This window comes from Tabrizicola sp. BL-A-41-H6, assembly GCF_050632395.1.
Classification (GTDB): domain Bacteria; phylum Pseudomonadota; class Alphaproteobacteria; order Rhodobacterales; family Rhodobacteraceae; genus JAUYQR01.
Genome location: NZ_CP192600.1, coordinates 1,518,760 through 1,545,139, shown reverse-complemented (window position 1 = coordinate 1,545,139; position 26,380 = coordinate 1,518,760). Strand labels below are relative to the sequence as shown.

Sequence of the window (26,380 nt, the reverse complement as noted above, 5' to 3'; positions counted from 1 at the left end):
GTCCTTAGTAATTGTTGGTCTTGGCGCGTTCACGGAACGCCTCAAGACCCTCGTTGACGATAATCTTCGCCTGCGCCACCCACTTGTCGCGGACGATGCGGCCCTTGAAAGTCTTCATGTTGGCGTCGACCCAGGCCACGTCCGCATCCGACCAACCAGCGATCTGGTCAAAGTGGTAAAAGCCCAGTTCGTTCACCAGTTTTTCCATCGCCGGGCCAATGCCCTCGATTTCCTTCAGGTCGTCGGCGCGGCCCTTGCGGGGTGCGGTCAGCCGTTCCGGACCGTCAGCCTTGGCCTTGGCGGCCTTCGGCTTTGCGGCTGCCTTGGCCGCAGGCTTTGCGGCAGGTGCAGGTGCGGCTTCGGGAACCGCGACAAAGGCTGCCGGGGTGGCCGCAGCGGCAACCGGTTCGGCACTGGCCGCCGGCTTTGCGGCGGCTTTCAGCGGGGTGACGGGAAGTGCCGGCCCCTGCGCGCCCCAAGGCATCCCAAGCACCAGACCCGCCGCCGCCGCAACCACGACCGCCAGCGCACCGGCCGGGAAAAGGTCGAACTTGCCGACGATCACAAGGACGCCGAAGGCCACCAGACCCGCCGCCGCCCCAAGAACCCAACCGCCCAGCCAAGGGGCATTCATATTCTCTGCCTTGCGCATTCCCTTGTCGCTCCCGTTGATCGGCCCGCCGTTGTGGCGTGGCACCCCGTCCCTCACTCCGTCCGTCGTGCTGCGGCCTCCGCTTCGGCGACAGTGCCGCCCGCTGCAAGTATCTTCGCCTGCACCACCCACTTGTCGCGGGTGACGCGGCCCTTGAACCCTTCAAGATTGCTGTCGACCCAAGCGATCTCTTCCGAGGTCCAGTTGGCGATCTGGTCAAAGTGGTAGAACCCCAGCTGGTGGCACAGTTTCTCCAGCTTCGGCCCGATGCCCACGATCAGCTTCAAGTCATCAGGCTTGCCGCCGCGTGCCGAAACCAGCGCTTGCGGCCGGGTCGCCGGCCCCGCCGCCACGTCGGTTGGCATCGCCTTTGCCTCGGGCGTCGCCAGAGGCGTCGCGTTCGGCGCGTTTCCGTCGGTCACAGGCTTGCCCTTCGACCGGGCGGCCGCCTCCTGAACGGTGCTGCCGGTCGCGTCGGCGCGCTCGCTTTTCCCCGGCTTCGGCTCCACCGGCACGCCCTTGGCGGGCTTCACCGCAGCGGGCTTGCCCAGCCACGGCGTCGTCAGCGGCACTTCGGTCCCGTCGATCCGCTTCACGGTATCGCCCAGATCAACCGCCGCCTGCACACTGGCGTTATACTGCCGCCGCCCGCTTTCGAACTCGGTCAGCGAGGTCAGCCCGCTTGCAGGCTCCGCGGCATAGCGTCCGATCTGCGACCCCGGCACCGGCACCTCACCGTTCGAGAACCGCCCGATCAATTCGCGCAGCTTTTCCGGCGTCAGATCCTCGTAGTAATCCTTGCCGATCTGGGCCATCGGCGCATTGGCGCAGGCCCCCAGACACTCGACCTCTTCCCACGAAAACTTGCCGTCCGCCGACAGCGCGTGGGGCTGCTTGGCGATCAGCTCCTTGCACACCGCAACCAGATCTTCCGCCCCGCAGATCATGCAGGATGTGGTGCCGCAAATCTGGATATGCGCCACCGAACCGACCGGTTGCAGCTGGAACATGAAGTAGAAGGTCGCCACTTCCAGCGCCCGGATATAGGCCAACCCCAGCATCGAGGCGACGTGTTCGATGGCAGGGCGGCTCAGCCACCCCTCCTGCTCCTGCGCGCGCCACAGAAGCGGGATGATCGCCGATGCCTGACGACCCTCGGGATACTTGGAAATCTGCCCCTTGGCCCACGCAAGGTTCGCCGGAGTGAAGGCGAAGGAGGCCGGTTGGTCTTTGTGAAGGCGGCGCAACATGGTTCAGATAAATCCCTTGGCAACAGTCAGGATTACAGCGGTGACAGCGCCAAAGACGGCACCCATGACGAACGGATTGCCCTTCCGGGCACCAAACACGGCGGCAAGCCCCGAGGCCGCCCCAAGGATCACCGTCCAGAGGTTGATCGTCACGTCCGGCATCACCGGTCGATCTCCCCGAACACGACATCCATCGTGCCGATGATGGCCGACACGTCTGCCAATTGGTGCCCCTTGCAGATGTAGTCCATCGCCTGCAGATGCAGGAAGCCCGGCGCGCGGATCTTGGCGCGGTAGGGTTTGTTGGTGCCGTCGGCGATCAGATAGACGCCGAACTCACCCTTCGGCGCCTCGACCGCGGCATAGATCTCGCCCGCCGGAACGTGGAAGCCTTCGGTGTAAAGCTTGAAGTGATGGATCAACGCTTCCATCGAGGTCTTCATCTCGGCCCGTTTCGGCGGCGTAATCTTGCCCCGCGCCAGCACGTCGCCCTTTTCCACCCGCAGCTTGGCAATCGCCTGCCGGATGATGCTGGTCGACTCGCGCATTTCCTGCATCCGGCACAGATAGCGGTCATAACAGTCGCCATTGGTGCCGACGGGGATCTGAAACTCGAACTCGTCGTAGCACTCATAGGGCTGCGCGCGGCGCAAATCCCAGGCCAGGCCCGACCCGCGCACCATCACGCCGGAAAAGCCCCAGTCCTGGATGTCCTTTTCCGTCACCACGCCGATATCGACGTTGCGCTGCTTGAAGATCCGGTTTTCGGTCAGCAGCCCGTCGATATCGTCCAGCACGCGCGGGAACTGCACGGCCCAGGCGTCGATATCTTCCAAAAGCTGGTCAGGCAGGTCGACATGCACGCCGCCGGGGCGGAAATACGCCGCATGCAGCCGCGAGCCGGACGCGCGCTCATAAAACACCATCAGCTGTTCGCGTTCCTCGAAACCCCACAGCGGCGGGGTCAGCGCGCCCACGTCCATCGCCTGCGTGGTCACGTTCAAAAGATGGTTCAGCACGCGGCCGATTTCGGAATACAGCACCCGGATCAGACTGGCCCGGCGCGGCACCTCCACCCCGGTCAGCTTTTCGATTGCCAGACACCAGGCATGTTCCTGGTTCATCGGCGCGACGTAATCCAGCCGGTCGAAATAGGGCAGGTTCTGCAGATAGGTCCGGCTTTCCATCAGCTTTTCGGTGCCGCGGTGCAAAAGCCCGATATGCGGATCGCAGCGTTCGACGATCTCGCCGTCCAGCTCCAGCACCAGCCGCAGCACGCCATGCGCGGCTGGGTGTTGCGGGCCGAAGTTCAGGTTGAAGTTGCGGATCTTCTGTTCGCCGGTCTGAAAGTCGGTCGACCCGTCGTCGTAGGTGTTGGTGCGAATATCGCCGTCCATCATGCCTGCCCGCCCTTGTCCTTGAACGCCATTGCCCACAGCAGCACCACGGCCGCCAGCGGGAACACGGCAATCAACGCTACCCAGCTCGGAATCCCGAACTTCGGCAGCAGCCGCCAGAACGGCACCACGATCACCACGGCGGCGATCAACATCCAGATCAGGCTGCCGCCACCGTGCATCGCACTCCAGCCCCAGCGCGCGTCAAAGTCCATCATTTCGCACCCGCCTTCTGATCACCGGGAAGGATATATTCAGCCCCTTCCCATGGGCTCATGAAATCGAACTGCCGATATTCCTGCACCAGCTTGACCGGCTCATATACGACGCGCTTCTGCGCCTCGTCATAGCGCACCTCGGTATAGCCGGTGGTCGGAAAGTCCTTGCGCAGCGGATGCCCGCGAAAGCCGTAGTCCGTCAGGATCCGGCGCAGGTCCGGGTGGCCGCTGAACAGTATGCCGAACATGTCGAACACTTCCCGCTCGAACCAGTTGGCCGACGGGTGAAGCGTGTGGATCGACGGCACCATGTCCTCGGCCCGCACCGCAACCTTCAGCCGGATACGGTGGTTCTGGTACATGCTCAGAAAGTGGTAGACCACGTCGAACCGCGCCGCGCGGTCCGGGTAATCAATCGCCGTGATGTCAACCAGCGAGGTGAAGCGGCACGACGCATCGTCGCGCAGGAACTCCACCAGCCCTTCCAGATATTGCAGCGCCACGGTCAGCGTCAGCTCGCCATGCGTCACGTCCGACGCCAGCACCGCATCGGGCCGCTTCAGCGCGATGATCGCTCCAAGCTCTGTCAGGGCTTCAGACATGTGCGGTCCTCAACGGGTAATGGTGCCGGTGCGACGGATCTTCCGCTGCAACTGCAAGATGCCATAAAGCAGCGCTTCGGCCGTGGGCGGGCAGCCGGGAACGTAGATGTCGACCGGCACGATCCGGTCGCAACCGCGCACCACGCTGTAGGAGTAGTGGTAATACCCCCCGCCATTGGCGCAGGACCCCATGCTGATCACATAGCGGGGTTCGGGCATCTGGTCGTAAACCTTGCGCAAGGCCGGGGCCATCTTGTTGGTCAAGGTGCCCGCAACAATCATCACGTCCGACTGGCGCGGGGACGCGCGCGGCGCCACGCCAAAGCGTTCCGCGTCATAGCGCGGCATCGAGGTGTGCATCATCTCGACCGCGCAGCAGGCCAGACCAAAGGTCATCCAGTGCAAGCTGCCTGTGCGCGCCCAGTTGATCAGATCCTCGGTCGAGGTGAGCAGAAAGCCCTTGTCCTGCAACTCGCGGTTCAGGGACTGGGTGGCAACTTCGTTGTCGCCCCCGGCCGTGTTGGCCCCCGGCATCACTCCCATTCCAGCGCCCCTTTCTTCCATTCGTAGGCAAAGCCCACGGTCAGCACGCCCAGAAACAGCATCATCGACCAGAACGCCGCCATGCTGATCTCGCCAAAGGCCACAGCCCACGGGAACAGGAACGCGACCTCAAGGTCAAAGATGATGAACAGGATCGACACAAGGTAGAACCGCACGTCGAACTTCATCCGCGCATCGTCAAAGGCGTTGAATCCGCATTCGTAGGCGCTGACCTTTTCGGGGTCCGGATTGCGCACCGCCAGCACGGCGGCGGCTAGGATCAGGACAAGGCCAAGGCCCGTGGCCACGCCCATGAGAACAAGTATGGGAAGATACTCTCGGAGAAGCAGGTCCACGAGGGGCTCCTTGATGCTGGCGACGAGCTTGCAGGCACGTGTCGGCCTGCTTGATCTCTTGCGCCCGTTTACTCCGCCCCCAGCCCGGGGTCAACCGAACGCAGCCCTAAAAACACCGGTGCGGCGCTGCGGCATCGGCACCTTGGGCTTCAGCCTCCCGCGCGTCCTGCGGCCCGCAACAGTCTTTGTGCCCAAAGCCTTGCACCTCCAGCGGCAAGACCGGCCCATCAGCTTGCTCTTTTCAAAAATACTCCCGCCAAAGGCTCGACCACCGCCCGCTGCGCGGCGGCTGGAACTCCGGCCTCAGGCCCCGCCCTGAACCTGCTTGAACGCGTATCCCTCGCCCGCCCGCTCGATCCGCCCGATCGCCGGATGCGGCAGATGCGCCCCCGCAACGATGAACCCCTCCTCCACCGCCCGCTGCATCAGCGCCAGCCGACTGGCCCGCGCCAGCGCCTGATCGCTGTCATAGACCCAAGTCACCTCGGGCGCCGCGAACTGCACGGCCGCGTGGTGCACGATGTCGCCCCAGATCAGCATCCGCCCGTCCACCAGAAACGCCATGTGCCCCGGCGAATGTCCCGGCGCGTTGATCGCCACGACACCCCGCATCGGCGCATCGCCCTGTTCCAGCGGCATCAGCCGCGCCAAGACAGGCGCCATGCGCGGCTCGGCGCGGAAGTCGCCCAATTCCTCGGTCGCCACGAACACCCGGTCGGCGTGCGCAAACGCCAGCCCGCCGTCGCGCGCCACCAGCCCGGACAGATGGTCGATGTGGGTATGCGTCAGCGCCACCGCCGTCACCTCTGCGGCCGCGACGCCCGCCTCGCGCATCGCCTCGCCCAGCCGCCCCAGCACCGGATGCCACGCGTCCGCCGCCCCGCTGTCGATCAACAGACTGCCCTCCGGCCCGCGCACAAGAAATGCCCAGACCGGAAGTCGCAGCTTGCCTGCCACCACATCCGCACCTGAAAGGTCGGCCAAAGGCGCGCCATCGGGCCCGCGCAGATGCGTGACCGGCATCCCCGTCTCACCATCCGACAGCGCGATCACCGTCAGGTCGCCCAGTTCCACCTCGACCGACAGTTGCCCCATCCGCACAACCCGCATCAGCACCACCCTCCCCTCGGCCCGCCGGAATAGGCGCGCCCATGCCCCGCCCGGATCATCGCCCGCGCAACATCCACCCCGTCCAGCCGCAACCGCACCAGCGCGCGGCCATAACGGTCGGTCCCGTCCCGATCCACCTCCAGCGACTTTGCCTTGAAGATCATCCCCCGCAGGCCCCATGTCGCCTTCTCCGCCGCCACCAGCTCTGACGCGCAGCGGGGCGAGTATTTCTCGGGCGCGTCGAACCCCATCAGTCGCGCGGTTTCAACGCCAATGCCGGGGCAGACAAGCTTCACCGTATCGCCGTCAAGCACCACCAGAACCCGGCAAGTCCCGTCGGTCGAGGCCACCGGTTTCAGCGCCGCATTCAAAGCGTCAGTGCCGTAAGGCAGCACCACCAGCCCAAGACCGGCAGCCAGCATCACCAGTTTCAGATAGAACACGGGGTCCAATACCCGCCGCAGCATCCGCCGCCAGCGCGAAGGCCGGTTCGGCGGCAGCCCCATTCCCCAGCGCGGCGGGCGGCGATAGTCCCGGCTGAACGGCGTGACCGAACCGCGCCGGCTCAATCGGCCAGCGGCACCGCCACCGCCTCCGCGACCTCGCCTTGCCCGATCTCGCTTTGGGCAGCCGACAGCACCTCGGCCCTTATGATCCGCGTGATCACCTCCACGTCATCGGTGGAAAAGGTCAGTGGCAGCCGCATGTCGATCAGCCCTGCCAGAACCCGGTCGGTCTGCGGCAACGGCACGGGGTCGGCATAGCGCCAATGCGCATAGCGGCTGGTGAAGGCCACCGGGTCCGCCGCGCCGAACCACTTCAACTCCACCCCCCGCGCCGCCGCCCGTGCGACAAAGCCCGCAACCCGCGCAGGCTCCCACCCCGGCAGCAGGAACTGGAACGACGACCCGACGTAATCCTCCCATTCCGGCCGCGCGATCAGCCGCAGACCCGGCGTTTCGGCCAAACCCGCCTCCATCGCCCGGTAAAGCTCCCGCCACCGCGCCCGCCGCTCGGCCAGCATGGCCACCTGCGGCCGCAGAATCGCCGCGCGCAGGTTGTCCATCCGGCTCGAGATATTCGGCACATCAAGCCGCAGACGCTCGAACACCTCCGGTCCCGGCGCCGCCCGGTGCCGCCCGTAAAGCATGTAGGACCCCGACAGCAGCACCGCACGCGCCGCAAGGTCAGGGTCGTCCGTCACCAGAAATCCGCCCTCGCCCGAATTGATGTGCTTGTAGGTCTGCGTCGAATAGCACCCCACCGCGCCATGCCGCCCCGACGCCACACCGCGCCACGTCGCCCCCATCGTATGCGCGCAATCCTCCACCACCCGCACACCAAGCCGATCGCACAGTGCTATCAGAGCGTCCATGTCACCCACATGCCCCCGCATGTGGCTCAAAAGCAGCACCCGCGCGCCCGTGGCCTTCGCCTGCGCCTCCAGATGCGCAAGGTCGATCGTCAGGTCCTCCGTCACCTCCACGAACACCGGCCGCGCCCCGATGCTGGCAATCGCCCCCGGCACCGGCGCAAGAGTAAATGCGTTCGAAAGCACCGGCTCGCCCGGGTTTACCTGCAAGGCGCGCAGCGCGGTCGCCATCGCCGCCCCGCCCGACGCGATGGCAAGGCAATAGCGCGCGCCGGTAAAGGCCGCGAACTCCTCCTCCAATAGCGCCGTCTCCGCCACTTCGCCGGGCGCCACGTTGTAACGATGCAGCCGCCCGTGCCGCATTACCTCCAGCGCCGCCGCGATCCCCGCCTCGGGGATCGGTTCCTGCTGGGTAAAACTGCCGTCAAACCGTTCCATCATCGCCTCTCAGGTCGGCGCGTCAGCGCCAGAAACATCAAAACCGCCGCCACCAGCACCACGCCCGCCACATAATACCCCACATCGGGCGACCGGAACGCGGCATCTGGCTGCATGAACCGCCCGAAGATCTGGCTGAATACCACCGTGCCAAACAGCATCGCCACATTCATCAAGGCCGAGATCCCGCCCTGCAACTCGCCCTGCGCATCCTCAGGCACCTCTTTCGACATCATGGCAACCAGCATCGGATGCACGAACCCCTCCGGGCCGTGCACCACCATAAGCACCAGAACCACCGACAGCGACCCCGCCAGCCCGTAGCCCAGCGCCACCACCGCAGCGATCACCAGCCCCGCCAGACACACCCGCCACTCGCCCCACCGCGCCACCGCCGGCCCGGTGCCAAGCCCCTGAAACAGCGCCATCACCAACCCGAAGGCCGCAAGTGTCAGCCCGACCATAGCCTCCGACCAGCCGAACTTCGCCATCCCCCAGAACGGCCAGATCGCCGGATAAACCGCCGTGGCAAAGAAATACACAAACAGCACCGCACACAGCGGCAACACCTGCCCATAGCTTTGAAACACCCGGAACGCGCCGAACGGATTGGCCCGCCGCCACTCGAACGCGCGGCGCTTTTCCGGCGGCAGCGTCTCGGGCAGCACGAACCAGCCGTAGACAAGGTTCAGCACCGAAATCCCCGCCGCCACGAAGAACGGCACCCGCGACCCGAACTCTCCCAACAGCCCACCGATCGCCGGCCCCAGAATGAACCCCACCCCGAACGCAGCACCCACCAGCCCGAATGCCTTCGCCCGGTCCTCCGGCGCCGTCACATCCGCGATATAGGCGTTGGCAATCACATAGGACGACCCGCACACCCCCGCGATCACCCGCCCCACGAACAGCCAGAATATCGTCGGGGCCAGCGCCGAAAACAGGTAATCCGCCCCCAGCCCGAAGATCGCCAGCAACAGCAAGGGCCGCCGCCCGAACCGGTCGCTCAGGTTGCCCACCAAAGGGCTGAACGCAAACTGCGCAATCGAAAACGCCGCGAACATCCAGCCGCCGACATAGGCCGCGTCGGCCAGATCCATCCGGCCCACCTCCTCGATCAGCGCGGGAAGCACCGGCATGATCAGCCCGAACCCCACCATGTCCAGAAACACGGTGATCAGCACGAAGGTGATCGCATGGCGCGACACCTGAACGGGGGCAGAGGCTTCGGTCATGACGCGCGACCCTAGGCACCCCGCTATCCGGTGTCAAACCACCCCTGCCCGCTTCCCCTTCGCCAAATATCCCACGGGTGGTCTGGAGGGTGTGAAACCCTCCAGTCCGCCGCCAGCCGCTATCGCACCAGCCGCCCGGCAATCCCGACCAACTGATCGAAATGGTCGAGCAACGCCTCCGGTGCCAGCCGCGCCACGCCAGCGCCCTCCGGCCCGAACGTCACCAAAGCCACCGGAACCCCCACCGCCAGCCCGGTCTTGCGGTCGGTCTCGGTATCCCCGACCAGCATCGAGCGTGCCACCACGCCCCCCGCCCGCTCCACCGCCGCCACGTAAGGCGCCGCATCGGGCTTGCGCGTCGCCAGCGTATCGGCCCCGATCATCGCCCCAAAGGCATCGCGAATACCCAACCGGCGCAGCAGTTCCTCGGCCAGCGCGGCCGGCTTGTTGGTGCAGATCGACACCGCATAGCCCTCGCGCTTCAACGCCTCCACCGCGTCCATCGCACCGGGGTAAAGCGTGGTATGGACCGCAATCGCCTGCCGGTAAGCTTCCAGCAGCACCGGATAATCCCTGTCCACGTCGCTCTCAGTCCACGCCTGCCCCAACCGCTCGTAGCCCAGCCGCAGCATCGCCCGCCCGCCATGAAACGCCGTCAGCGCATCGCCCGGCCCCAACACCGCGCCGCCCGGAAAACAGGCATTCGCCGCCGCCAGAAGGTCGGCCGAGGTGTCCGCCAAAGTTCCGTCAAGATCAAAGACGATACAGCGCATCAGGCTTCCTGTAACATGGCGTGAGGTTTGGCCCCTTGCCACCCCGCGCAAGGGGGGTAAAACGACGCCAACAATAAGGGAAGGGGCAGAATGCAGGTTTCGGGGTCAGGTTCAGTGCCGGTTTCGGTCATCGTACTGGCGGCAGGCCAGGGCACGCGGATGAATTCCGACCTGCCGAAGGTGCTGCACCAAATGGCCGCGGCACCCCTGCTGCACCACGCGCTCACCACCGCCCGCAGCCTCGATCCAGCCCGCATCGTCGTCGTCACCGGCCACGGCTCCGAAGCCGTCACCGCCGCCGCCCTCGCCTTCGACGAGGCGGTCGATGCCGTCCTGCAAGACCCGCAATCCGGCACCGCCCATGCCGTAGCCCAGGCCGCCCCCCTCCTCGAAGGGGCCACCGGCGACGCCATCGTCCTTTACGCCGACACCCCCCTGATCCGAGAAGAAACCCTGCGCGCCATGCTCGACGCCCGCGCCCGCCACGGCGTCGTCGTCCTCGGCTTCCACAGCCCTAACCCCGGCCGCTACGGCCGCCTCGTCACCCAAGGCGAGACGCTCCTGAAAATCACCGAATGGAAAGACGCCACCGAGGCCGAGCGTAGCCTCACGCTCTGCAACTCCGGCGTAGTCTGCGCCGATGCCCAAACGCTCCTCTCCCTCGTGGCCGAGGTGACCAACGACAACGCCGCTGGAGAATACTACCTCACCGACATCGTAGAACTCGCCCGCAAGCGCGGCCTCACCGCCGGTGTCGTCCTGTGTGACGAGACGGAAACCCAGGGCGTCAATACCCGCGTCCAGCTGGCCGAGGCCGAAGCCGCCTTTCAGGCCCGCGCCCGCAGTGCTGCCTTGGAAAACGGCGTTACCCTCACCGCCCCAGAAACCGTGTTCTTCGCCCTCGACACCCACATCGGTCGCGATGCCACCATCGGCCCGAATGTGATTTTCGGCCCCGGCGTGACCATCGAATCCGGGGCCGAGATCAAGGGATTTTGCCACCTTGAAGGCTGCCACATCAGCCGCGGCGCTACCGTCGGCCCGTTTGCCCGCCTCCGCCCCGGCGCGGAACTTGCCGAAGACGTCCACGTCGGCAATTTCGTCGAGATCAAGAACGCGATCCTCGACGAAGGCGTCAAGGTCGGCCACCTCACCTACATCGGCGACGCAGACGTGGGCGAGTTCACCAACATCGGCGCGGGCACCGTCACCTGCAACTACGACGGGGTGATGAAGCACCGCACCACCATCGGCAAACGCGCCTTCATCGGGTCCGACACAATGCTGGTCGCCCCGGTCGCGGTGGGCGACGGCGCGATCACCGCGTCGGGGTCCGTCATCACCGAAAACGTCCCCGCCGAGGCCATCGCCATCGGCCGCTCACGCCAGGTCAACAAGCTTGGCCTCGCTAGCAAATTGTTCGAAAAGTTAAAGGCTATCAAAGCTGCAAAGGCAAAAGGTTAGTAAAATGTGTGGTATTGTAGGGGTCCTCGGCAATCACGAAGCCGCCCCGCTGCTGGTCGAAGCCCTCAAGCGTCTCGAATATCGCGGCTATGACAGCGCCGGAATAGCCACCGTCAACCACGGGCGGCTGGACCGCCGCCGTGCGGTCGGAAAGCTGGTGAACCTCTCCGATCTCCTCGTGCATGACCCCCTCGCGGGCAAGTCCGGTATCGGCCATACCCGCTGGGCCACCCACGGCGCGGCCACCGTACTGAACGCGCATCCCCACAAGGCAGGCTCCGTTGCCGTCGTCCACAACGGCATCATCGAAAACTTCCGCGACCTGCGCACCGAACTCGCTGCCGCAGGGCTTGCGTGGGAATCCGAGACCGATACCGAAACCGTCGCCCTCCTGACCAAGCTCCACATGGACAAGGGCATGTCCCCGGTCGAGGCCGCCCGCGCCACCCTGCACCGCCTGCACGGCGCCTTCGCGCTCTGCTTCCTCTTCGACGGCGAGGACGACCTGATGATCGCCGCCCGGAAAGGCTCTCCCCTCGCCATCGGGCACGGCCAGGGCGAGATGTTCGTGGGCTCCGACGCCATCGCTCTCGCGCCGATGACAGACCGCATCACCTACCTCGAGGAAGGCGACTGGGCCGTGATCACCCGAAACGGCGCCCAGATTTTCGACGCGCAGGACCGCCTCGCCAATCGCGCCGAAACCCGCATCCAGATCGACGCCACCCGAATCGAAAAGGCCGGCTACAAGCACTTCATGGCCAAGGAAATCGCCGAACAGCCGGTCGTGATCGCCGAAGCGCTGAAGCATTACACCACACCCGACGGCACGCTCCGCCTGCCCCACGGCGTCGATTTCACCGGGGTCGACCGGATCACCCTCGTCGCTTGCGGCACCGCCTCCTACGCGGCCCATGTCGCGAAATACTGGTTCGAGCAGATCGCGGGCCTGCCCGCCGACATCGACATCGCGTCCGAATTCCGCTACCGCGAACCGCCGCTTTCCCCCACCTCATGGGCGCTCTTCGTCTCCCAGTCCGGCGAAACCGCCGACACCCTCGCAGCCCTCCGCTACGCCCGCGACAAGGTGGCTAAGATTGTCTCGGTGGTGAACGTCCCCACCTCCTCCATCGCCCGCGAAAGCGACCTCGCGCTCCCGATCCTCGCAGGGGTCGAGGTCGGCGTGGCGTCCACCAAGGCCTTCACCTGCCAGCTTACCGTCCTCGCCCTCCTCGCCCTCAAGGCCGCCCTCGACCGCGGCCGCCTCACCCCCGCCAGCCTCGCCGACCACCTCGCCGCGCTCCGCGCCCTGCCCGGCCTCATGAGCCACACCCTAACCCTCTCCCCCCAGATCGCCGCCATCGCCGACGATCTCGCAAAGGCGCAAGACATCCTCTTTCTCGGCCGCGGCGCCATGTTTCCCCTCGCCCTCGAAGGCGCTCTGAAACTCAAGGAAATCAGCTATATCCACGCCGAGGGCTACGCCTCGGGCGAGTTGAAGCATGGCCCCATCGCCCTCATTGACGCTGCCGTCCCGGTGATCGTCCTCGCCCCGCGCGACGCGCTTTTCGACAAGACTGTGTCCAACATGCAGGAAGTCATGGCCCGCCACGGCCGCGTCCTCCTGATCTCCGACGCACACGGCATCGCCGAAGCCGGCGCCGGCACCTGGAGAACCGTCACCCTGCCCGAGGTGCACCCAGCCTTCGCCCCGATCCTCTACGCGGTCCCGGCCCAGCTTCTGGCCTACCACACCGCCATCGCCAAGGGCACCGACGTCGACCAACCCCGCAACCTCGCCAAATCCGTCACCGTCGAATAGCCCCAGGCTTCCCCTTCCCAAACATCCCACGGGAGGTCCGGAAGGTGTGAAACCCTCCGGTCCCGCCCCGACAGAAGGCCCCGCCGATGACACCACTCGCGCAACTCGAAGCCCTCGCGAACCCCGACAAGGCGGCCGAGATGCTGGCCTACCACAAGGCCCCGCGCAGATACCTCGGCGTCACCGTGCCGCAAATCGACGACCTCACCGACCAGTGGCGCGCGGCCCTCACCCTTGACGACCGCATCGCGCTTGCCGCCAGCCTCTGGGCCACCGACATCCACGAAGCCCGCGTCGCCGCCGCGAAACTCCTCACCCAGGCCCGCATCCGCCCCGATGACGCCGCATGGGCGCTCATCCAGTCCTGGGTCCCGGATTTCGACGCCTGGGCGATCGCCGATCACGCCAGCATCGCCGGCCAGAAACGCCTCGTCGCCGACCCCTCCCGCCTCGACACCGTGGAAACCTGGATCACCTCCCCCCACATGTGGACCCGCCGCGCCGCCCTCGTGATGACCTTGCCTTGGACCAAACAGAACCACCCCAAACCTGAAGAGGAGGCCGCCCGCGACCGCATCCTCGGCTGGTGCGCCACTCTGGCCGACGACCGCGACTGGTTCATCCAGAAGGCCGTCGCCTGGTGGGTGCGCGATCTATCGAAACACGACGCCCCCCGCGCCCGCGCATTCCTTGAAACTCACGGCCCCCGCCTGAAGCCCTTTGCGCAAAACGAAGCCGCCCGCCACCTCGCGCCCTGACTTCCTCTTTGCGAAAATATCCTCCGGGGGTGCCGGGGGTGGAAAACCCCCGCCGCCTGCCAAGCAGACCTACGGCCCGAAGACCGTCACCTGCGGCAGGTCCGTCAAACCCAGCCCCAGCGCCTGAAATGCGGCCAGCGACAACAGCGCCGCGCCTGACCCCGGCCGCAGTTCCACCGCAAGGCTCTTGCCTGCCGCTGTCATCACCCGGCCCATCACAGTTTCGCTGACAAGGCCGGTCCTCAGCCATATTCCCTGCTCCGCCGGCGGCCCCAGCGCCACCGTCACGCGCCCCAATTCCCGCTCGCCCGCCGCCGCAGGGGCGGCCAGCGCCGCCGCCTTTTCCGCCGACGTGGTGGTGTCGAGCGCCGCCGCAGTCGCGCCCTGCGCGCCCAGCGCGGTTGTCGTGACCGCGGGCGCAATTTCCACCGCAGCCGGTGTGGCGGTCGCCGGGCCTTTGCCTTGCAACATGCCGCAGCCCGAAAGCAGCACCAAGCCGCACAGAATTCCAGATTTCATCATGCCCATACCCTAGCCCGCCGCTCCCTCGTGCTCAACTGCCGCAATCCGCCTTGTGCCGACACCCGCCGCGCCCTACCTTCCAACGCATGCAGCCGCTTATTGATCCCTTCGCCCGAGCAATTTCCTACCTGCGCGTCTCGGTCACCGACCGCTGCGATTTCCGCTGCACGTACTGCATGTCAGAACACATGACCTTCCTGCCGAAGGCCGAGCTTCTGTCGCTCGAAGAACTCGACCGTCTCTGCACCGCCTTCGTCCACCTCGGTGTGCAAAAGCTGCGCATCACCGGCGGCGAACCGCTTGTCCGCAAAGGCATCCTCACGTTTTTCGAAGCGATGAGCCGTCACCTTGCCACCGGCGCGCTCAAGGAACTCACCCTCACCACCAACGGCAGCCAGCTGGCAAAATTCGCCCAACCCCTCGCAGACCTCGGCATCAAACGCATCAACGTCAGCCTCGATACGCTCGATCCGGCGAAATTCGCCGAAATCACCCGCTGGGGCCGCCTGCCACAGGTGCTCGACGGGATCGAGGCCGCCAAGGCCGCAGGTCTGCGCGTCAAGATCAACGCCGTCGCCCTGAAGGGCTTCAACGAGAACGAACTTTTCTCCCTCGCCGACTGGTGCGCCGCAAACGACCACGACCTCACCTTCATCGAGGTGATGCCGATGGGCGAAGACATGACCGCCGGACGACTTGACCAGTATTGGCCGCTGAAAGACCTCCGCGCCCGCCTCGCCGAACGTCTGACGCTCACCGACCTGACCGAACGCACCGGCGGCCCCGCCCGCTATGTGCGCGTCGAAGAAACTGGCCAGAAGATCGGCTTCATCACGCCCCTGACCCATAATTTCTGCGAAAGCTGCAACCGCGTGCGGCTCACCTGCACCGGCCAGCTTTACATGTGCCTCGGGCAGGAAGACATGGCCGACCTCCGCGCGCCGCTGCGCGCCAGCCCCGACGATGCCGCGCTCGAAGACGCGATCCGCGCCGCCATCGCCCGCAAACCCAAGGGCCACGACTTCGACTATTCGCGCCAGAAGGTCGCGGGCCAGATCACCCGCCACATGAGCCACACCGGCGGCTGATCCGCCCCCCTTACCCCGCACTCAGCATCGGAAACGTCACCCCCAAGGCCCAGCCAAAGGCGAACCCCGCCATCACGGCGCCCGGCAGCGGGTGCCGCGTGCGCGCGGCGATCCACTTGCCCAGCAGCCCGAAAATAACGAAGAACACCACCACGATCGGCAGGATGATCAGCAAGAAGAACAGCCGCTCGATATCCAGCGCGACCGCAATCGCCAGCGATACCAGAAAGCACAGCTTCAACAGCAGGTAGGCCCAGCGCGCCGCGCCTGCCCCACGCCCCGCCCAATCCAGTGTCCAGAAATAGGCAAATGTCCCTACCGTCAGCGCCGCGATGATGACGCCGCGCCCCGGTCCCGGCCAGAAGTTGGTAAGATACCGGTCCACCGGCCAGAACAGCGCCACCGCCACAAACCCCGCCGCCGCCGCGCCCACCAAAAGCCCCCGCCCCGTCACCTCCGGCAGCGGCGCGCGCACCGCCCACAAGGCAAGCCCCGTTGCCACCCCGTAGGCCAGAAAATGCACCGCCAGATAATCCGCCACCAACACCGGCAAAAACGCCGTCGGCACAAAGCGCAGCACCACCGGCACCGCCAGCATCGGCCCCAAGGCCACCAGCCACAGCCGCCGCCCGCGCAACCCCGCCCCCACCGGATGCTCCGCCAGCCTTGGCAGCAGTCGCGCCAACGGCCATCCCAACGCCACCGCGCCAGCCAGCAGCAGCATGATCCACCCGCCCCGGTCCGCCACCGGCGGCCGCACCCGCTCCACAGCGTAAACCCGGTCCAGCCAGCCCACCATCTCGGCCATCGTCACGGTGGAAAACAGCACGCTCGCATGCTCCACATGCGGCGCCACCGCCGCGCGCCGCCAGTTCCCCGGCGCACCATAAGTCTCGCCCGCCACCCCCTCCGGTGCCATCAGCCGTACCACCCGCAAGGCTTCCGCCGACAGCATCCCCTCCCAAGCCCCCGTCACCACCAACAGGTTCTTCGGCGCATCCGCCGTCACCTCGGGCGAGAACATCGACACCGCCACCACCGCGTCGACCCACGGCGTGGCCTTGGCAAACCGCACGACAATGTCCGTCGCCATCGAATGGCCCAATACCGCCACCCGCCCGTCCCCCAACGCCCGCGCCGCCTCGGCCACCCCCGCCAGTTCCCGCACCAGCGTCGCCGTCGCCCCCGCCACTTCCACCACCGACCCGCTGAGCGGCTCCGGGTTCCGCCCATGCCCCGCGCTGTCATAGGTCACCGCCACATACCCCGCCCGCGCCGCCGTCAGCGCAAACGACTGCATGATCTGCTGGCTGCCCGCAAACCCGTGCGAGATCACCAATACCGGGCCAATCGGCACTTCCGGCCGATAAACCCGCCCCGGCACCGTCCCGAAGGTCACCGCCTCGACGCGCACGCCCGCCGCCGCCCCTTCCAGCCGCCACACCGCCAGAAGGATCGCCGCCACCGCCAGAACCGCCACCAACGCCCGCATCAGTCACCTGCCTTCCGCGCCCATCGAACCACCCCGCCAGCGCGAAGTCCACGCCCGCCATTTCCCCCTAGCCCCGCCTGCCAAAGCCGCTATCCTTGGCGCCATGACCGGCCCCGCATCGCCCGACAGCCTCCTGACCCTGCCCCCACCAGCCCTGCCCGAGGCCGAGCTTCTCTCCCTCCTCCAGCGCCACTACGGCCTGACCGGAACGCTCACCCGCCTCACCTCGGAACGCGACCTCAATCACCGCCTCACGACCGCCGCCCAAAGCTACACCGTCAAACTGACCAACCCCGGCGAACCCGCCGAGATGACCGCGTTTCAGACCGCGGCACTTCAGCACGTCGCGGCAACCGACCCCGGCCTTCCCGTCCCCCGCATCATCACCGGCAGCAATGGCCAGGCCATCACCCAAACCCCGCACGGCGCCCTCCGCGTCCTTACCTGGCTTGACGGCACGCCGCTCCACGCCGCCCCGAAATCTCCCGCCCAACGCCGCGCCGTGGGCCGCGCGCTTGCCCGCCTCACCGCCGCGCTGACAGGTTTCATCCACCCCGCCGCCGACCACATCCTGCTGTGGGACATCAAGCAGACCCCCCGCCTCGCCCCGCTCCTGCCCGCGATCACCGACCCCGCCTTGCGCGCCGAGGCCACCGCCTTCGTCGCCCGCTTCACCAGCGACATCGCCCCGCAACTCGCCACCCTGCCGACCCAAGTCGTCCACGCCGACTTCAACCCGCACAACCTCCTGACCGACGCCGCCGATCCGACCCGCATCACCGGCATCCTCGATTTCGGCGACATGGTCCGCACCCCCCGGATCTGCGACGTGGCCACCGCCGCCTCCTACCAGATCGACGCCGAGGCACCGCTCGACAGCCTTGCCGACCTGCTGCAAGGCTACACCGCGATCCTCCCCCTCACAGCACCAGAACTCACCCTCCTCTTCGACCTCATCACCGCCCGCATGGTGACAACTCTCGCCATCACCTCATGGCGCGCCGCCCGCTATCCCGACAACGCGACCTACATCCTGCGCAACCAGCCCTCCGCCCTCGCCGGCCTTCAAGCCTTCCGCAGCATTGGCCGCGAAACCGCCACCGCCCGCTTCCTCGCCGCTTCCGAAAGATCCCCCGCATGACCCGCCAGACCACCATGATCAACGGCTACACCCCCGGCAAAGGCAGCCTCGCGCCCGAGGATGAGGCGCGCGTCGCCCGCCGCACCGCCCTACTCGGCCCCGCCTACCGCCTGTTCTATGAGACCCCCGTCCACCTCGTGCGGGGCGACGGTGTCTGGCTTTACGACCGCGACGGCAACGCCTACCTCGACACCTACAACAACGTGGCCTCCGTCGGGCATTGCCACCCCCGCGTCGTCGCCGCGATGGCCGATCAGGCCGCCACGCTTGCCACCCACACCCGCTACCTGCACGACGCCGTCCTCGATTATGCCGAGCGTCTTCTGGCCCACTTCCCCATCCCCCTGACCCACGCAATGTTCACCTGCACGGGGTCCGAGGCGAACGACCTCGCGCTGCGCATCGCGCGGGCGAAAACTGGTGGCACCGGCATCATCGTCACCGACAACGCCTATCACGGCGTCACCCTCGCCACCGCCGAGATGTCGATGTCGATCGGCCCCGCCGTCGCTCCCGGCCCGACCGTGTTCCCGGTCCCCGCCCCAACCACCGCCAACTACCCCGGCGACCTTGGGGCCGGCTTCGCCGCAGCCGTCACCGCCGCGTGTGAAAGAATGGCCGCGCAAGGCATCAAGCCCTGCGCCCTCATCGTCGATACGATCTTCTCCTCCGACGCGGTTCTGCCCGACCCGGCAGGTTTCCTCGCGCCCGCCGCTGCCGCGATCCGTGCCGCCGGTGGCCTCTTCATCGCCGATGAAGTCCAACCCGGCTTTGGCCGCACCGGCAGCCAGATGTGGGGCTTTCAACGCCACGGCCTGATCCCCGACATGGTGTCCTTGGGCAAGCCGATGGGCAACGGCTACCCGATGGCCGGCCTTGTGGTGCAGCCTGAAATCGTGGCAGATTTCGGCGCGAAGTCCCGCTATTTCAACACCTTCGGCGGCAATGCCGTGGCCGCCTCGGTCGGCATGGCCGTCCTGAACGTGATCCGCGACGAAGGCTTGCAAGCCAACGCCCTCCACACCGGACGTGCCTTCCACGACGGCCTCACCGCGCTGGCCAACCGCCACCCCTGTCTTGGTCAGGTGCGAAGCGCCGGCCTCTTCCTCGGGCAGGAGATCATCGACGCCACCGGCGCGCCCGATCCCGCCCGCTCCGCCCGCATCGTCAACGCCCTGCGCGAGGCCCGCGTCCTCATCAGCGCCACCGGCCCGCTCGGCCACATCCTGAAAATCCGCCCTCCTATGGTGTTCACCACCGACCACGTCGCGATCTTCCTTGACCGGCTGGAAACGGTGCTGAAGCGCGTCTGATAGCACCACAGAGGGCAGCGCCCTCCCGCGGGGAGGGAGGGCCATGCCATTGGTTTCTCGAACCAATGGCGCAACCAATGGCATACCCGGCGGGCTTGCGCCCTCGATTCCGGGCGAAGAAAGGAAGGGCGCTAGATCTTCGGCAACCCCCGCCCGGCATGAACATGATACGCCTTGGTCACGATCTGCCAGCGGCCCAAGGCATCCGGCCGGTCCTTCACCATCACCAGATAATCCGTGAAATCTGTCCCGAAACAGGTATCGGTCAGCTTGGCGATCGCAACCGTCCCTGTCACCTCGATCGACAGCAACTCCGCCACATAAGGTGTGCCCTCAGGCTCGGTCGCTTCGTTTCGGACCCAGTCGATGAACTCTTCCAGCGGAAAGAATTCGTAGACGTCGCCAAAATGTCCGACCTGCAGCGCGTCCGGATGAAACGCCCGCCTCAGCTTGGCCTCGTCACCCCAACACATGCCCTCAAGGTAATCCACCACGACCCGCCGAATGGCGTCGTGTTCAGCACTTCCCCGCATCCACCCCTCCTCGCGATGAACCCATCCCGAGACTGTAGCATCCGCGCGCGCATTCGTTAACAGGGTCTGAATCGACCTCGCAACCCGTTGTTTTCATTGATTCCGAAAAATGTCCCACCGTGGGACACTACCCCAAGGCATACCCCGCGCCGCGCACCGTCCGCACCGGATCATCCCCCCCGAACAGCATCAGAGATTTCCGCAGGCGCCCGACATGAACATCCACGGTCCGGGTGTCGACATAGATGTCCCGCCCCCAGACCAGATCCAGCAGCTGGTCCCGGCTGAACACCCGCCCCGGCCGCTCCATCAGTGTGACCAACAGCTTGAACTCGGTCGGCCCCAGCTTCAGCACCTTGTCGGCCCGATAAACCCGGTGGCTCTCCGTATCCAGCCGGATATCCCCGTGCTCCAACACCACCCCCGCCGTCGACGGCCGCACCCGCCGCAACTGCGCCCGCGCCCGCGCCATCAACTCCAGCACCGAATAGGGCTTGATCACGTAATCGTCCGCCCCCGTCTCCAGCCCGCGGATGCGGTCCACCTCCTCGGCCCGCGCCGACAGCATGATGATCGGGATCGACCGCGTCACGGGGCTGAGTTTCAGGCGGCGGCACACCTCGATCCCCGACAGCTTCGGCATCATCCAGTCGAGGATGATGATGTCCGGCGCCGCCTCGTCGACCAGCATCATGGCGTCCTCGCCATTGTCGGCCTGCGTCACGTCAAAGCCCTCGGCTTCAAGGTTGTAGGCCAGGACGGCCCGCTGCGCGGGTTCATCCTCGACCAGAAGCACGGTCGGCTGCGCCATCGTCATCCCCTCGCGCTGGTGGTGTCGAACTTCGGCCGCTCTTCGCCGGGCAGGCTGCCAGTTACTAGGTAGATCACCTGTTCCGCGACCGACGTGGCATGATCGCCCACCCGTTCGATATTCTTTGCAATGAAGTGCAGATGCATGCACGGCCCGATGTTGCGCGGATCTTCCATCATGTGCGTCAGGAATTCGCGGAAGATCGAGTTGTACATCTGGTCGATGTCACGGTCACGCTGGCGCACATCCTCGGCCAATTTCACGTCGCGGCGGATGTAGGCGTCCAGCGCATCGTTCAGCATCAGGACCACTGCCTTCGCCAGCCTCCGGATCGACCCGGACGCCCCCATCACCTGCGGCATCTGGCTCAGCACCACCGTCCGCTTGGCAAGGTTCTTGGCGTAATCCCCGGCCCGCTCCAGCGCGGCGGCAATCTTCATCACGGTCAGCACGGTGCGCAGGTCGCCCGCAGCAGGCGCGCGCAGCGCGATCAGCCGCGCGCATTCGACGTTGATCTGGTCCTCCAGCGCGTCGATCGCCTTGTCGCCGGCGCGCACCCGCGCGGCCATCTCCTCGTCGCGCGCATCCAAGGCCTCGGCGGCTTCGAGAAGTGCTGTTTCGACAAGCCCGCCCATCCGCATGACAAGGGCCTGAACGGCCTCGAGGTCGCGGTCGAAGGCGGAAAGGATGTGGGTGCTGTTCATGGTATCTCCTATCCGATCCGGCCGGTGATGTAGGCCTCGGTGCGCGGGTCCTTCGGGTTGGTGAAGACCTCACCCGTCTCGCCGTATTCGACAAGGTTGCCAAGGTGGAAGAACGCCGTCTTCTGGCTGACGCGAGCCGCCTGCTGCATGGAGTGGGTGACGATCACCACCGAGAAACTGGCGCGCAACTCGTCGATCAGTTCTTCCACCTGCGCTGTGGCGATGGGGTCGAGCGCCGAGCAAGGCTCGTCCATCAACAGCACCTCGGGCGAGGTTGCGATGGCGCGCGCGATGCACAGGCGTTGTTGCTGGCCGCCCGAAAGGCCAGTGCCTGGGGCGGCAAGGCGATCCTTCGCCTCGTTCCACAGCGCGGCCTTGCGCAGCGAGGTTTCGACGATCTCGTCCAGTTCCGCCTTCGTCCGCGCCAGGCCGTGAATCTTTGGCCCGTAGGCCACGTTGTCATAGATCGACTTCGGGAACGGGTTAGGCTTCTGAAACACCATCCCCACCCGCGCGCGCAGGCGTACGGGATCGACGCGGGGGTCGTAGATGTCTTCACCGTCAAGCGTGATCGCCCCGTCCACCCGGCATGACGGGATCGTGTCGTTCATCCGGTTCAGGCAGCGCAGGAAGGTGGATTTGCCGCAGCCGGACGGGCCGATGAAGGCGGTCACCGTGTTTTCCAGGATCTCGACGTCAACGTCCTTCAGGGCGTGCGTCGCGCCATAGTGGACCTGCACCCCCTTGGCACTGATCTTCGAGGCATGTGTATTCACTGTCCGCTCCACGATGCGCATGTCGTCCATGTCTGTCCTACCTTACCAGCGGCGTTCGAATTTGCGACGCAGGATGATTGCCGCGACGTTCATCACGACGAGGAATGCCAAAAGCACGATGATCGCGCCCGAAGAGCGTTCGATGAAAGCCGGGTCGGCGCGCTGCGCCCAGCCGTAGACCTGCACCGGCAGCGCGGTTGCGGGGTCAAGAAAGCCTTCAACAGGGGCCGAGGGATAGTTGTCGACAAAGGCGACCATGCCGATCAGGAGAAGCGGCGCGGTCTCCCCCAGCGCGGTGGCAAGACCAAGGATCGTGCCGGTCAGGATGCCCGGCGCGGCAAGCGGCAAAACGTGGTGAACCACCATCTGCATCTTCGACGCGCCGACCCCCAGTGCCGCATCGCGAATGGATGGCGGCACCGCCCGGATCGAGGCGCGGGTGGCGATGATGATCGTTGGCAGCACCATCAGGCTGATCACCAGCGCGCCGACAAGGGTGGACGATTGCGGAAAGCCCATGAAGTTGATGAATATCGCAAGGCCAAGGATGCCGTAGACGATGGAAGGCACTGCGGCGAGGTTCGAGATGTTCACCTCGATCAGGTCGGTCCAGCGGTTCTTCGGGGCAAATTCCTCGAGGTAGATCGAGGCCGCCACGCCGACTGGCACGCACATCACCGCAACAAGGATCATCAGGTAAAGCGAGCCGAGGATGGCCACGCCAAGGCCAGCCGCCTCGGGGCGCTGGTCAGAGGCGTCGGGGTTGGTGAAGAAATCCCAGTTCCACTGCGACGACAGGATGCCGGCGTCGATAAGCAGATCGGCGAATTGCAGTTGTTCGGGCGATATCTGACCGTCGCGTTCGGCCGTTTGCATCGTCACGCGGCCCTTGAGATAGCCGTCGATACGGCCTGCGGCCAGAAGGTTCGCGGTGATGGTGGTGTCAAGCGCTGCGGGGTTTGCCAACACCATCGCCCGCAGATCACCCGCTGCATCCTTGGAAATCAGGGCGGCCACATCCTTTTTCGACAACTCACCGGTGACGATGCCCTTGGCCGCCAGCTCCGCCTCGAACGCGCGGGTCAGAAGCTTTGCATAACCGACCGTGGTGACCTTTGCCATTTCGTCGCGGTTGGCGTTGCCCTTGGGGTCAAGGAGGTCGGACGACAGGGTAACCGGAAAGGTCAGCTTTGCCTGGTAGAACGCCGACACCCCATCCGAAAAGATCGTCCAGAGCATGATCGCCAGTGTGGCAAGGCTGACCGCGATGGCCGACAGGCCATAAAGCCGGAACCGGGTTTCTGCGGCCTTGCGCCGTTTCATGCGCGCGTCATCGGCCAGAAGCGAGGCGCGGCGCGGGCGGGCGGTGGGAACGGCGGCATCGGTCATTCGTACTGCTCCCGGTATTTCCGCACGACGTAGAGGGCAAGGATGTTGAGGCCGAGGGTAATGACGAACAGTGTCATCCCCAGCGCAAAGGCCACCAGCGTTTCGGGCGAGGCGAAGTCGGTGTCGCCGGTCAACTGGCCGACGATCTTCACCGTCATCGTGGTCATCGCCTCGAACGGGTTCAGGTCCAGCTTCGCCGCTGCCCCCGCCCCCATCGACACGATCATCGTCTCGCCAATGGCGCGGCTGGCGGCCAGAAGCACCGCGCCGACGATACCGGGAAGTGCTGCCGGCAGGATCACCTGACGCACGGTTTCCGACTTGGTCGCGCCAAGGCCGTATGACCCGTCGCGCAAAGACTGCGGCACCGCGTTGATGATGTCATCCGCCAAGGACGAGATGAACGGAATGTTCAGGATGCCGATCACGATACCGGCTGTCATCACGGATGAGCCGCTGTTGCCAAGGCCCAGGGGTTCCGCAAAATAATCGCGCAGGAACGGCCCGACCGTCACCAGCGCGAACAAGCCGAATACCACGGTCGGGATCCCGGCGATCACCTCGATCAGCGGCTTCACCCAGGCGCGCACCGTGGGCGTGGCGTATTCGGCCAGATAGATCGCCGCGAAAAGTCCGATCGGCACCGCCACCAGCATGGAGATCAGGCTGATGTAAAGCGTGCCCCACAGTAGCGGGATGAACCCAAGCTCGCTGTCGCCCCGAAAATTCGGCGACCAGGTCAGTCCAAAGAAGAAATCGGCGGCGGGATACATCGAAAAGAAGTTGAAGGTCTCTGAAAGCATCGACCAGACGATGCCCACGGTGGTCAGGATCGCGATGGTCGACGCCGCCATCAACAACCCTTGAACCACGCCCTCCACGCGGTTACGGGCGCGCAGGTCGGGCTCGGTCATCCGCACCGCCATGGCAAACCCGGCAAGCGCTACAGCCAGCACCGCAAGCGCACGCCAGACGGCGCCGGTCGCGCTGAGGCCACGGTAGGATTGCGCTGCCGTCAGGATCTGCGGCGACACGTCTTCGGCCAGCGCCACACCCGCCTCGGCCAGTGCCTCGCGCATCGTGCCGTTGCCGGCAATCTGCGGCGTGCCGTCTGCGCCCACAGTCACGGCCCCCGCGGCAATCGCCACATCCAGACCGGCAGCCAGACGCCGGACATCCGCCATCGCCAGCGCGCGGGCAGTATCGTCGGCGGTAAGCTCGGGGGGCAGGTCAGCGGAGATCCGGTTTTCGATCACCATGGGCTGCACGATCAGCCACAAAAGGAGTGTCAGAAGGCCGGGCAGCAGGACCATGATCGCGCCGTGCCAGCCATAGTAGCCCGGAAGCGAATGCAGCACCCCGATCTTGCCACCGGACAAGGCCAAGGCGCGGGCGCGGCAAACCACGAAGGCGGCGGCGGCCAGCACCAGCATAAGGCAAAGAAGAAGGAAAACGGTCATCTGGCATTCCGGCGAAAGGGAACGGGCGGCGCCGTAGCGCCGCCCGAAGCTATGCTTATTCCAGCGGGCCCATCGGCGTTTCGGCAGCAACGGCAGCTTGCGTCGCGGCCAGTTCCGGGTCGGACACGAGGCCATACTCGGCCAGCGGGCCATCCGGGCCAGCCATGTCGTCGCTGACGAAGAACTCGATGTACTCCTTAAGGCCGGGGATTACGCCGATGTGCGCCTTCTTGACGTAGAAGTAGAGCGGGCGCGACACCGGGTAGTCGCCGGCAGCGATGGTCTCAACCGAAGGCACCACCCCATTCATCGAGGCGACACGCAGCTTGTCGGTGTTGTTTTGGTAGAACGACAGGCCGAACACGCCGACGGCGGTCTTGTCCGCATCCAGACGCGCCAGCGTCTCGGTATAGTCGCCGTCGATGTCGACCGACCGGCCATCGGTGCGCAGCTCGTTGCAGGCCTTGTCGGCGTTGGCTTTCTTTTCCTTGTCGTCCGCGCCTTCGGCGGTTGCAAGGAAAAGGTCATGCGCGCCGGTGGCCTTGCAGCCCTCGACGATCACCTTGGTGTCGAACACTTCACGCGTGCCGTGCTTGGTGCCAGGGATGTAGGCAAGGATTTCCTGATCCGGCAGCGCCGGGTTCACTTCGGACCACTTGGTCGCCGCGTTGTCGGCGATTGCGCCGTCCTTGACCACCTTGGCGGCCAGCGCGGAATAGACATCTGCCGGGGTCAGCGCGAACTCGGGGCCGTTCACGTCCGAGGCGAAGACGATCCCGTCATAGCCGAAGCGGACTTCCATGATTTCCGTCACGCCGTTCGTCGCGCAAAGGTCGATGTCCGACTGCGCGATGCGGCTGGACGAGTTGGCGATGTCGACGGTGTTTTCGCCCACACCTTCGCACAGCTTCTTGCGACCCGCACCCGACCCGCCGCCTTCAATGACCGGCGTGGGGAAATCGAAGTTTTCGCCAAAGGCTTCCGCCACGATGGTGGCATAGGGCAGCACGGTCGAGGAACCGGTCACCTGAACCTGATCGCGGGCATCGGCGGCCGTGGCGGCCGCAGCGATAGCGATCGCCGAGACGGTGAGATTTACAAGACGCATAGGTCACTCCTTGGTTGCGACGAGAGCCCGAGTCGGCCCTTGGCGCAGGGTCT

28 protein-coding genes are annotated in these 26,380 nt (G+C 65.8%); 6 read left to right on the top strand and 22 right to left on the bottom strand.

From position 1 onward, the window contains the following. Positions 1-4 precede the first annotated feature (4 nt). The 13 genes from ACROUL_RS07735 to ACROUL_RS07675 all read right to left on the bottom strand — a co-directional run bounded on the left by ACROUL_RS07735 (position 5) and on the right by ACROUL_RS07675 (position 9,946). Positions 5-652 carry an NADH:ubiquinone oxidoreductase gene (locus ACROUL_RS07735; protein WP_431298935.1) on the bottom strand — a complete coding sequence of 216 codons (648 nt, stop codon included), beginning with the start codon at positions 650-652 and terminating at the stop codon, positions 5-7. Between the two features lie 53 nt (positions 653-705). Further along, complete coding sequence (locus ACROUL_RS07730) at positions 706-1,902, bottom strand: NADH-quinone oxidoreductase subunit E (protein WP_431298934.1); 1,197 nt, start codon at positions 1,900-1,902, stop codon at positions 706-708. 3 nt (positions 1,903-1,905) lie between these two features. Beyond that, complete coding sequence (locus tag ACROUL_RS07725; protein WP_431298933.1) at positions 1,906-2,064, bottom strand: hypothetical protein; 159 nt, start codon at positions 2,062-2,064, stop codon at positions 1,906-1,908. Then, entirely contained in the window at positions 2,064-3,302 is a 1,239-nt protein-coding gene (locus tag ACROUL_RS07720) for an NADH-quinone oxidoreductase subunit D (protein ID WP_431298932.1), read from the bottom strand. Before ACROUL_RS07720 ends, ACROUL_RS07725 begins: the two co-directional genes overlap by 1 nt. Next, entirely contained in the window at positions 3,299-3,517 is a 219-nt protein-coding gene (locus ACROUL_RS07715; protein WP_431298931.1) for a hypothetical protein, read from the bottom strand. Before ACROUL_RS07715 ends, ACROUL_RS07720 begins: the two co-directional genes overlap by 4 nt. After that, on the bottom strand, positions 3,514-4,119 hold the full coding sequence (locus ACROUL_RS07710; protein WP_431298930.1) for an NADH-quinone oxidoreductase subunit C: 606 nt from the start codon (positions 4,117-4,119) through the stop codon (positions 3,514-3,516). Before ACROUL_RS07710 ends, ACROUL_RS07715 begins: the two co-directional genes overlap by 4 nt. A 9-nt stretch (positions 4,120-4,128) precedes the next feature. After that, entirely contained in the window at positions 4,129-4,653 is a 525-nt protein-coding gene (locus ACROUL_RS07705; RefSeq protein ID WP_431301262.1) for a NuoB/complex I 20 kDa subunit family protein, read from the bottom strand. Continuing rightward, the gene (locus tag ACROUL_RS07700) at positions 4,653-5,018 is read right to left on the bottom strand and encodes an NADH-quinone oxidoreductase subunit A (protein WP_305568179.1); all 366 of its coding nucleotides are present in this window, start codon (positions 5,016-5,018) and stop codon (positions 4,653-4,655) included. The genes ACROUL_RS07705 and ACROUL_RS07700 overlap by 1 nt, the downstream gene beginning before the upstream one ends. A 303-nt stretch (positions 5,019-5,321) precedes the next feature. Continuing rightward, the gene (locus tag ACROUL_RS07695) at positions 5,322-6,128 is read right to left on the bottom strand and encodes an MBL fold metallo-hydrolase (RefSeq protein ID WP_431301261.1); all 807 of its coding nucleotides are present in this window, start codon (positions 6,126-6,128) and stop codon (positions 5,322-5,324) included. Then, positions 6,128-6,697, bottom strand: coding sequence for a thermonuclease family protein (locus ACROUL_RS07690; RefSeq protein ID WP_431298929.1), 570 nt, complete (start codon positions 6,695-6,697; stop codon positions 6,128-6,130). Before ACROUL_RS07690 ends, ACROUL_RS07695 begins: the two co-directional genes overlap by 1 nt. Then, positions 6,694-7,941 (bottom strand): DegT/DnrJ/EryC1/StrS family aminotransferase, encoded by a 1,248-nt coding sequence (locus tag ACROUL_RS07685; RefSeq protein ID WP_431298928.1) that lies wholly within the window; start codon positions 7,939-7,941, stop codon positions 6,694-6,696. Before ACROUL_RS07685 ends, ACROUL_RS07690 begins: the two co-directional genes overlap by 4 nt. Next, complete coding sequence (locus tag ACROUL_RS07680) at positions 7,938-9,173, bottom strand: TCR/Tet family MFS transporter (protein WP_431298927.1); 1,236 nt, start codon at positions 9,171-9,173, stop codon at positions 7,938-7,940. The genes ACROUL_RS07685 and ACROUL_RS07680 overlap by 4 nt, the downstream gene beginning before the upstream one ends. A gap of 119 nt (positions 9,174-9,292) precedes the next feature. Then, positions 9,293-9,946: an HAD-IA family hydrolase gene (locus ACROUL_RS07675; RefSeq protein WP_431298926.1), complete on the bottom strand. Its 654-nt coding sequence runs from the start codon at positions 9,944-9,946 to the stop codon at positions 9,293-9,295. Between the two features lie 90 nt (positions 9,947-10,036). Between ACROUL_RS07675 and glmU the strand changes: the two genes are divergently transcribed. The 3 genes from glmU (at position 10,037) to ACROUL_RS07660 (ending at position 13,990) form a co-directional block, all read left to right on the top strand. After that, entirely contained in the window at positions 10,037-11,410 is a 1,374-nt protein-coding gene (gene glmU, locus ACROUL_RS07670) for a bifunctional UDP-N-acetylglucosamine diphosphorylase/glucosamine-1-phosphate N-acetyltransferase GlmU (RefSeq protein WP_431298925.1), read from the top strand. Between the two features lie 4 nt (positions 11,411-11,414). Further along, positions 11,415-13,232, top strand: coding sequence for a glutamine--fructose-6-phosphate transaminase (isomerizing) (glmS, locus tag ACROUL_RS07665; RefSeq protein ID WP_431298924.1), 1,818 nt, complete (start codon positions 11,415-11,417; stop codon positions 13,230-13,232). A gap of 86 nt (positions 13,233-13,318) precedes the next feature. Then, positions 13,319-13,990, top strand: a complete 672-nt coding sequence (locus ACROUL_RS07660) for a DNA alkylation repair protein (RefSeq protein ID WP_431298923.1) — start codon at positions 13,319-13,321, stop codon at positions 13,988-13,990. A gap of 69 nt (positions 13,991-14,059) precedes the next feature. Here the strand turns inward: ACROUL_RS07660 and ACROUL_RS07655 are convergent, their stop codons facing one another. Then, positions 14,060-14,512 carry a hypothetical protein gene (locus tag ACROUL_RS07655; RefSeq protein WP_431298922.1) on the bottom strand — a complete coding sequence of 151 codons (453 nt, stop codon included), beginning with the start codon at positions 14,510-14,512 and terminating at the stop codon, positions 14,060-14,062. Positions 14,513-14,598: 86 nt separating this feature from the next. Here ACROUL_RS07655 and moaA point away from each other — a divergent pair, with 86 nt between their 5' ends. After that, a complete protein-coding gene (gene moaA, locus ACROUL_RS07650) occupies positions 14,599-15,600 on the top strand; it encodes a GTP 3',8-cyclase MoaA (RefSeq protein WP_431298921.1) in 1,002 nt (333 codons plus the stop codon). Positions 15,601-15,610: 10 nt separating this feature from the next. On the opposite strand, the gene ACROUL_RS07645 is transcribed toward moaA, so the two are convergent. Beyond that, positions 15,611-17,092, bottom strand: coding sequence for an alpha/beta hydrolase (locus ACROUL_RS07645; RefSeq protein ID WP_431298920.1), 1,482 nt, complete (start codon positions 17,090-17,092; stop codon positions 15,611-15,613). A 103-nt stretch (positions 17,093-17,195) separates the two neighbouring features. Between ACROUL_RS07645 and ACROUL_RS07640 the strand changes: the two genes are divergently transcribed. After that, positions 17,196-18,233 carry a phosphotransferase gene (locus ACROUL_RS07640; protein ID WP_431298919.1) on the top strand — a complete coding sequence of 346 codons (1,038 nt, stop codon included), beginning with the start codon at positions 17,196-17,198 and terminating at the stop codon, positions 18,231-18,233. Continuing rightward, the gene (locus ACROUL_RS07635) at positions 18,230-19,546 is read left to right on the top strand and encodes an aspartate aminotransferase family protein (protein ID WP_431298918.1); all 1,317 of its coding nucleotides are present in this window, start codon (positions 18,230-18,232) and stop codon (positions 19,544-19,546) included. Before ACROUL_RS07640 ends, ACROUL_RS07635 begins: the two co-directional genes overlap by 4 nt. Before the next feature lie 131 nt (positions 19,547-19,677). Here ACROUL_RS07635 and ACROUL_RS07630 read toward each other — a convergent pair whose 3' ends face one another. The 7 genes from ACROUL_RS07630 to ACROUL_RS07600 form a co-directional block, all read right to left on the bottom strand. After that, the gene (locus ACROUL_RS07630) at positions 19,678-20,079 is read right to left on the bottom strand and encodes a nuclear transport factor 2 family protein (RefSeq protein ID WP_431298917.1); all 402 of its coding nucleotides are present in this window, start codon (positions 20,077-20,079) and stop codon (positions 19,678-19,680) included. A 127-nt stretch (positions 20,080-20,206) separates the two neighbouring features. Next, positions 20,207-20,896, bottom strand: coding sequence for a phosphate regulon transcriptional regulator PhoB (gene phoB / locus ACROUL_RS07625; protein ID WP_431298916.1), 690 nt, complete (start codon positions 20,894-20,896; stop codon positions 20,207-20,209). Then, the gene (phoU, locus tag ACROUL_RS07620; RefSeq protein WP_431298915.1) at positions 20,893-21,594 is read right to left on the bottom strand and encodes a phosphate signaling complex protein PhoU; all 702 of its coding nucleotides are present in this window, start codon (positions 21,592-21,594) and stop codon (positions 20,893-20,895) included. Before phoU ends, phoB begins: the two co-directional genes overlap by 4 nt. Before the next feature lie 8 nt (positions 21,595-21,602). Next, positions 21,603-22,400 carry a phosphate ABC transporter ATP-binding protein PstB gene (pstB, locus tag ACROUL_RS07615; RefSeq protein ID WP_431298914.1) on the bottom strand — a complete coding sequence of 266 codons (798 nt, stop codon included), beginning with the start codon at positions 22,398-22,400 and terminating at the stop codon, positions 21,603-21,605. A 12-nt stretch (positions 22,401-22,412) separates the two neighbouring features. Further along, complete coding sequence (pstA, locus tag ACROUL_RS07610) at positions 22,413-23,759, bottom strand: phosphate ABC transporter permease PstA (protein WP_431298913.1); 1,347 nt, start codon at positions 23,757-23,759, stop codon at positions 22,413-22,415. Next, a complete protein-coding gene (gene pstC, locus ACROUL_RS07605) occupies positions 23,756-25,219 on the bottom strand; it encodes a phosphate ABC transporter permease subunit PstC (protein ID WP_431298912.1) in 1,464 nt (487 codons plus the stop codon). Before pstC ends, pstA begins: the two co-directional genes overlap by 4 nt. Before the next feature lie 55 nt (positions 25,220-25,274). Continuing rightward, positions 25,275-26,327 carry a PstS family phosphate ABC transporter substrate-binding protein gene (locus ACROUL_RS07600; protein WP_431298911.1) on the bottom strand — a complete coding sequence of 351 codons (1,053 nt, stop codon included), beginning with the start codon at positions 26,325-26,327 and terminating at the stop codon, positions 25,275-25,277. Positions 26,328-26,380 lie beyond the last annotated feature (53 nt).

Excerpts from the sequence above, each read along its gene's own strand:
- ACROUL_RS07735 (WP_431298935.1), bottom strand. The coding sequence starts at position 652 with ATGCGCAAGGCAGAGAATATGAATGCCCCTTGGCTGGGCGGTTGGGTT.
- ACROUL_RS07730 (WP_431298934.1), bottom strand. The coding sequence starts at position 1,902 with ATGTTGCGCCGCCTTCACAAAGACCAACCGGCCTCCTTCGCCTTCACT.
- ACROUL_RS07725 (WP_431298933.1), bottom strand. The coding sequence starts at position 2,064 with ATGCCGGACGTGACGATCAACCTCTGGACGGTGATCCTTGGGGCGGCC.
- ACROUL_RS07720 (WP_431298932.1), bottom strand. The coding sequence starts at position 3,302 with ATGATGGACGGCGATATTCGCACCAACACCTACGACGACGGGTCGACC.
- ACROUL_RS07715 (WP_431298931.1), bottom strand. The coding sequence starts at position 3,517 with ATGATGGACTTTGACGCGCGCTGGGGCTGGAGTGCGATGCACGGTGGC.
- ACROUL_RS07710 (WP_431298930.1), bottom strand. The coding sequence starts at position 4,119 with ATGTCTGAAGCCCTGACAGAGCTTGGAGCGATCATCGCGCTGAAGCGG.
- ACROUL_RS07705 (WP_431301262.1), bottom strand. The coding sequence starts at position 4,653 with ATGCCGGGGGCCAACACGGCCGGGGGCGACAACGAAGTTGCCACCCAG.
- ACROUL_RS07695 (WP_431301261.1), bottom strand. The coding sequence starts at position 6,128 with ATGCGGGTTGTGCGGATGGGGCAACTGTCGGTCGAGGTGGAACTGGGC.
- ACROUL_RS07685 (WP_431298928.1), bottom strand. The coding sequence starts at position 7,941 with ATGATGGAACGGTTTGACGGCAGTTTTACCCAGCAGGAACCGATCCCC.
- ACROUL_RS07680 (WP_431298927.1), bottom strand. The coding sequence starts at position 9,173 with ATGACCGAAGCCTCTGCCCCCGTTCAGGTGTCGCGCCATGCGATCACC.
- ACROUL_RS07675 (WP_431298926.1), bottom strand. The coding sequence starts at position 9,946 with ATGCGCTGTATCGTCTTTGATCTTGACGGAACTTTGGCGGACACCTCG.
- glmU (WP_431298925.1), top strand. The coding sequence starts at position 10,037 with ATGCAGGTTTCGGGGTCAGGTTCAGTGCCGGTTTCGGTCATCGTACTG.
- glmS (WP_431298924.1), top strand. The coding sequence starts at position 11,415 with ATGTGTGGTATTGTAGGGGTCCTCGGCAATCACGAAGCCGCCCCGCTG.
- ACROUL_RS07660 (WP_431298923.1), top strand. The coding sequence starts at position 13,319 with ATGACACCACTCGCGCAACTCGAAGCCCTCGCGAACCCCGACAAGGCG.
- ACROUL_RS07655 (WP_431298922.1), bottom strand. The coding sequence starts at position 14,512 with ATGATGAAATCTGGAATTCTGTGCGGCTTGGTGCTGCTTTCGGGCTGC.
- moaA (WP_431298921.1), top strand. The coding sequence starts at position 14,599 with ATGCAGCCGCTTATTGATCCCTTCGCCCGAGCAATTTCCTACCTGCGC.
- ACROUL_RS07645 (WP_431298920.1), bottom strand. The coding sequence starts at position 17,092 with ATGCGGGCGTTGGTGGCGGTTCTGGCGGTGGCGGCGATCCTTCTGGCG.
- ACROUL_RS07640 (WP_431298919.1), top strand. The coding sequence starts at position 17,196 with ATGACCGGCCCCGCATCGCCCGACAGCCTCCTGACCCTGCCCCCACCA.
- ACROUL_RS07635 (WP_431298918.1), top strand. The coding sequence starts at position 18,230 with ATGACCCGCCAGACCACCATGATCAACGGCTACACCCCCGGCAAAGGC.
- ACROUL_RS07630 (WP_431298917.1), bottom strand. The coding sequence starts at position 20,079 with ATGCGGGGAAGTGCTGAACACGACGCCATTCGGCGGGTCGTGGTGGAT.
- phoB (WP_431298916.1), bottom strand. The coding sequence starts at position 20,896 with ATGACGATGGCGCAGCCGACCGTGCTTCTGGTCGAGGATGAACCCGCG.
- phoU (WP_431298915.1), bottom strand. The coding sequence starts at position 21,594 with ATGAACAGCACCCACATCCTTTCCGCCTTCGACCGCGACCTCGAGGCC.
- pstB (WP_431298914.1), bottom strand. The coding sequence starts at position 22,400 with ATGGACGACATGCGCATCGTGGAGCGGACAGTGAATACACATGCCTCG.
- pstA (WP_431298913.1), bottom strand. The coding sequence starts at position 23,759 with ATGACCGATGCCGCCGTTCCCACCGCCCGCCCGCGCCGCGCCTCGCTT.
- pstC (WP_431298912.1), bottom strand. The coding sequence starts at position 25,219 with ATGACCGTTTTCCTTCTTCTTTGCCTTATGCTGGTGCTGGCCGCCGCC.
- ACROUL_RS07600 (WP_431298911.1), bottom strand. The coding sequence starts at position 26,327 with ATGCGTCTTGTAAATCTCACCGTCTCGGCGATCGCTATCGCTGCGGCC.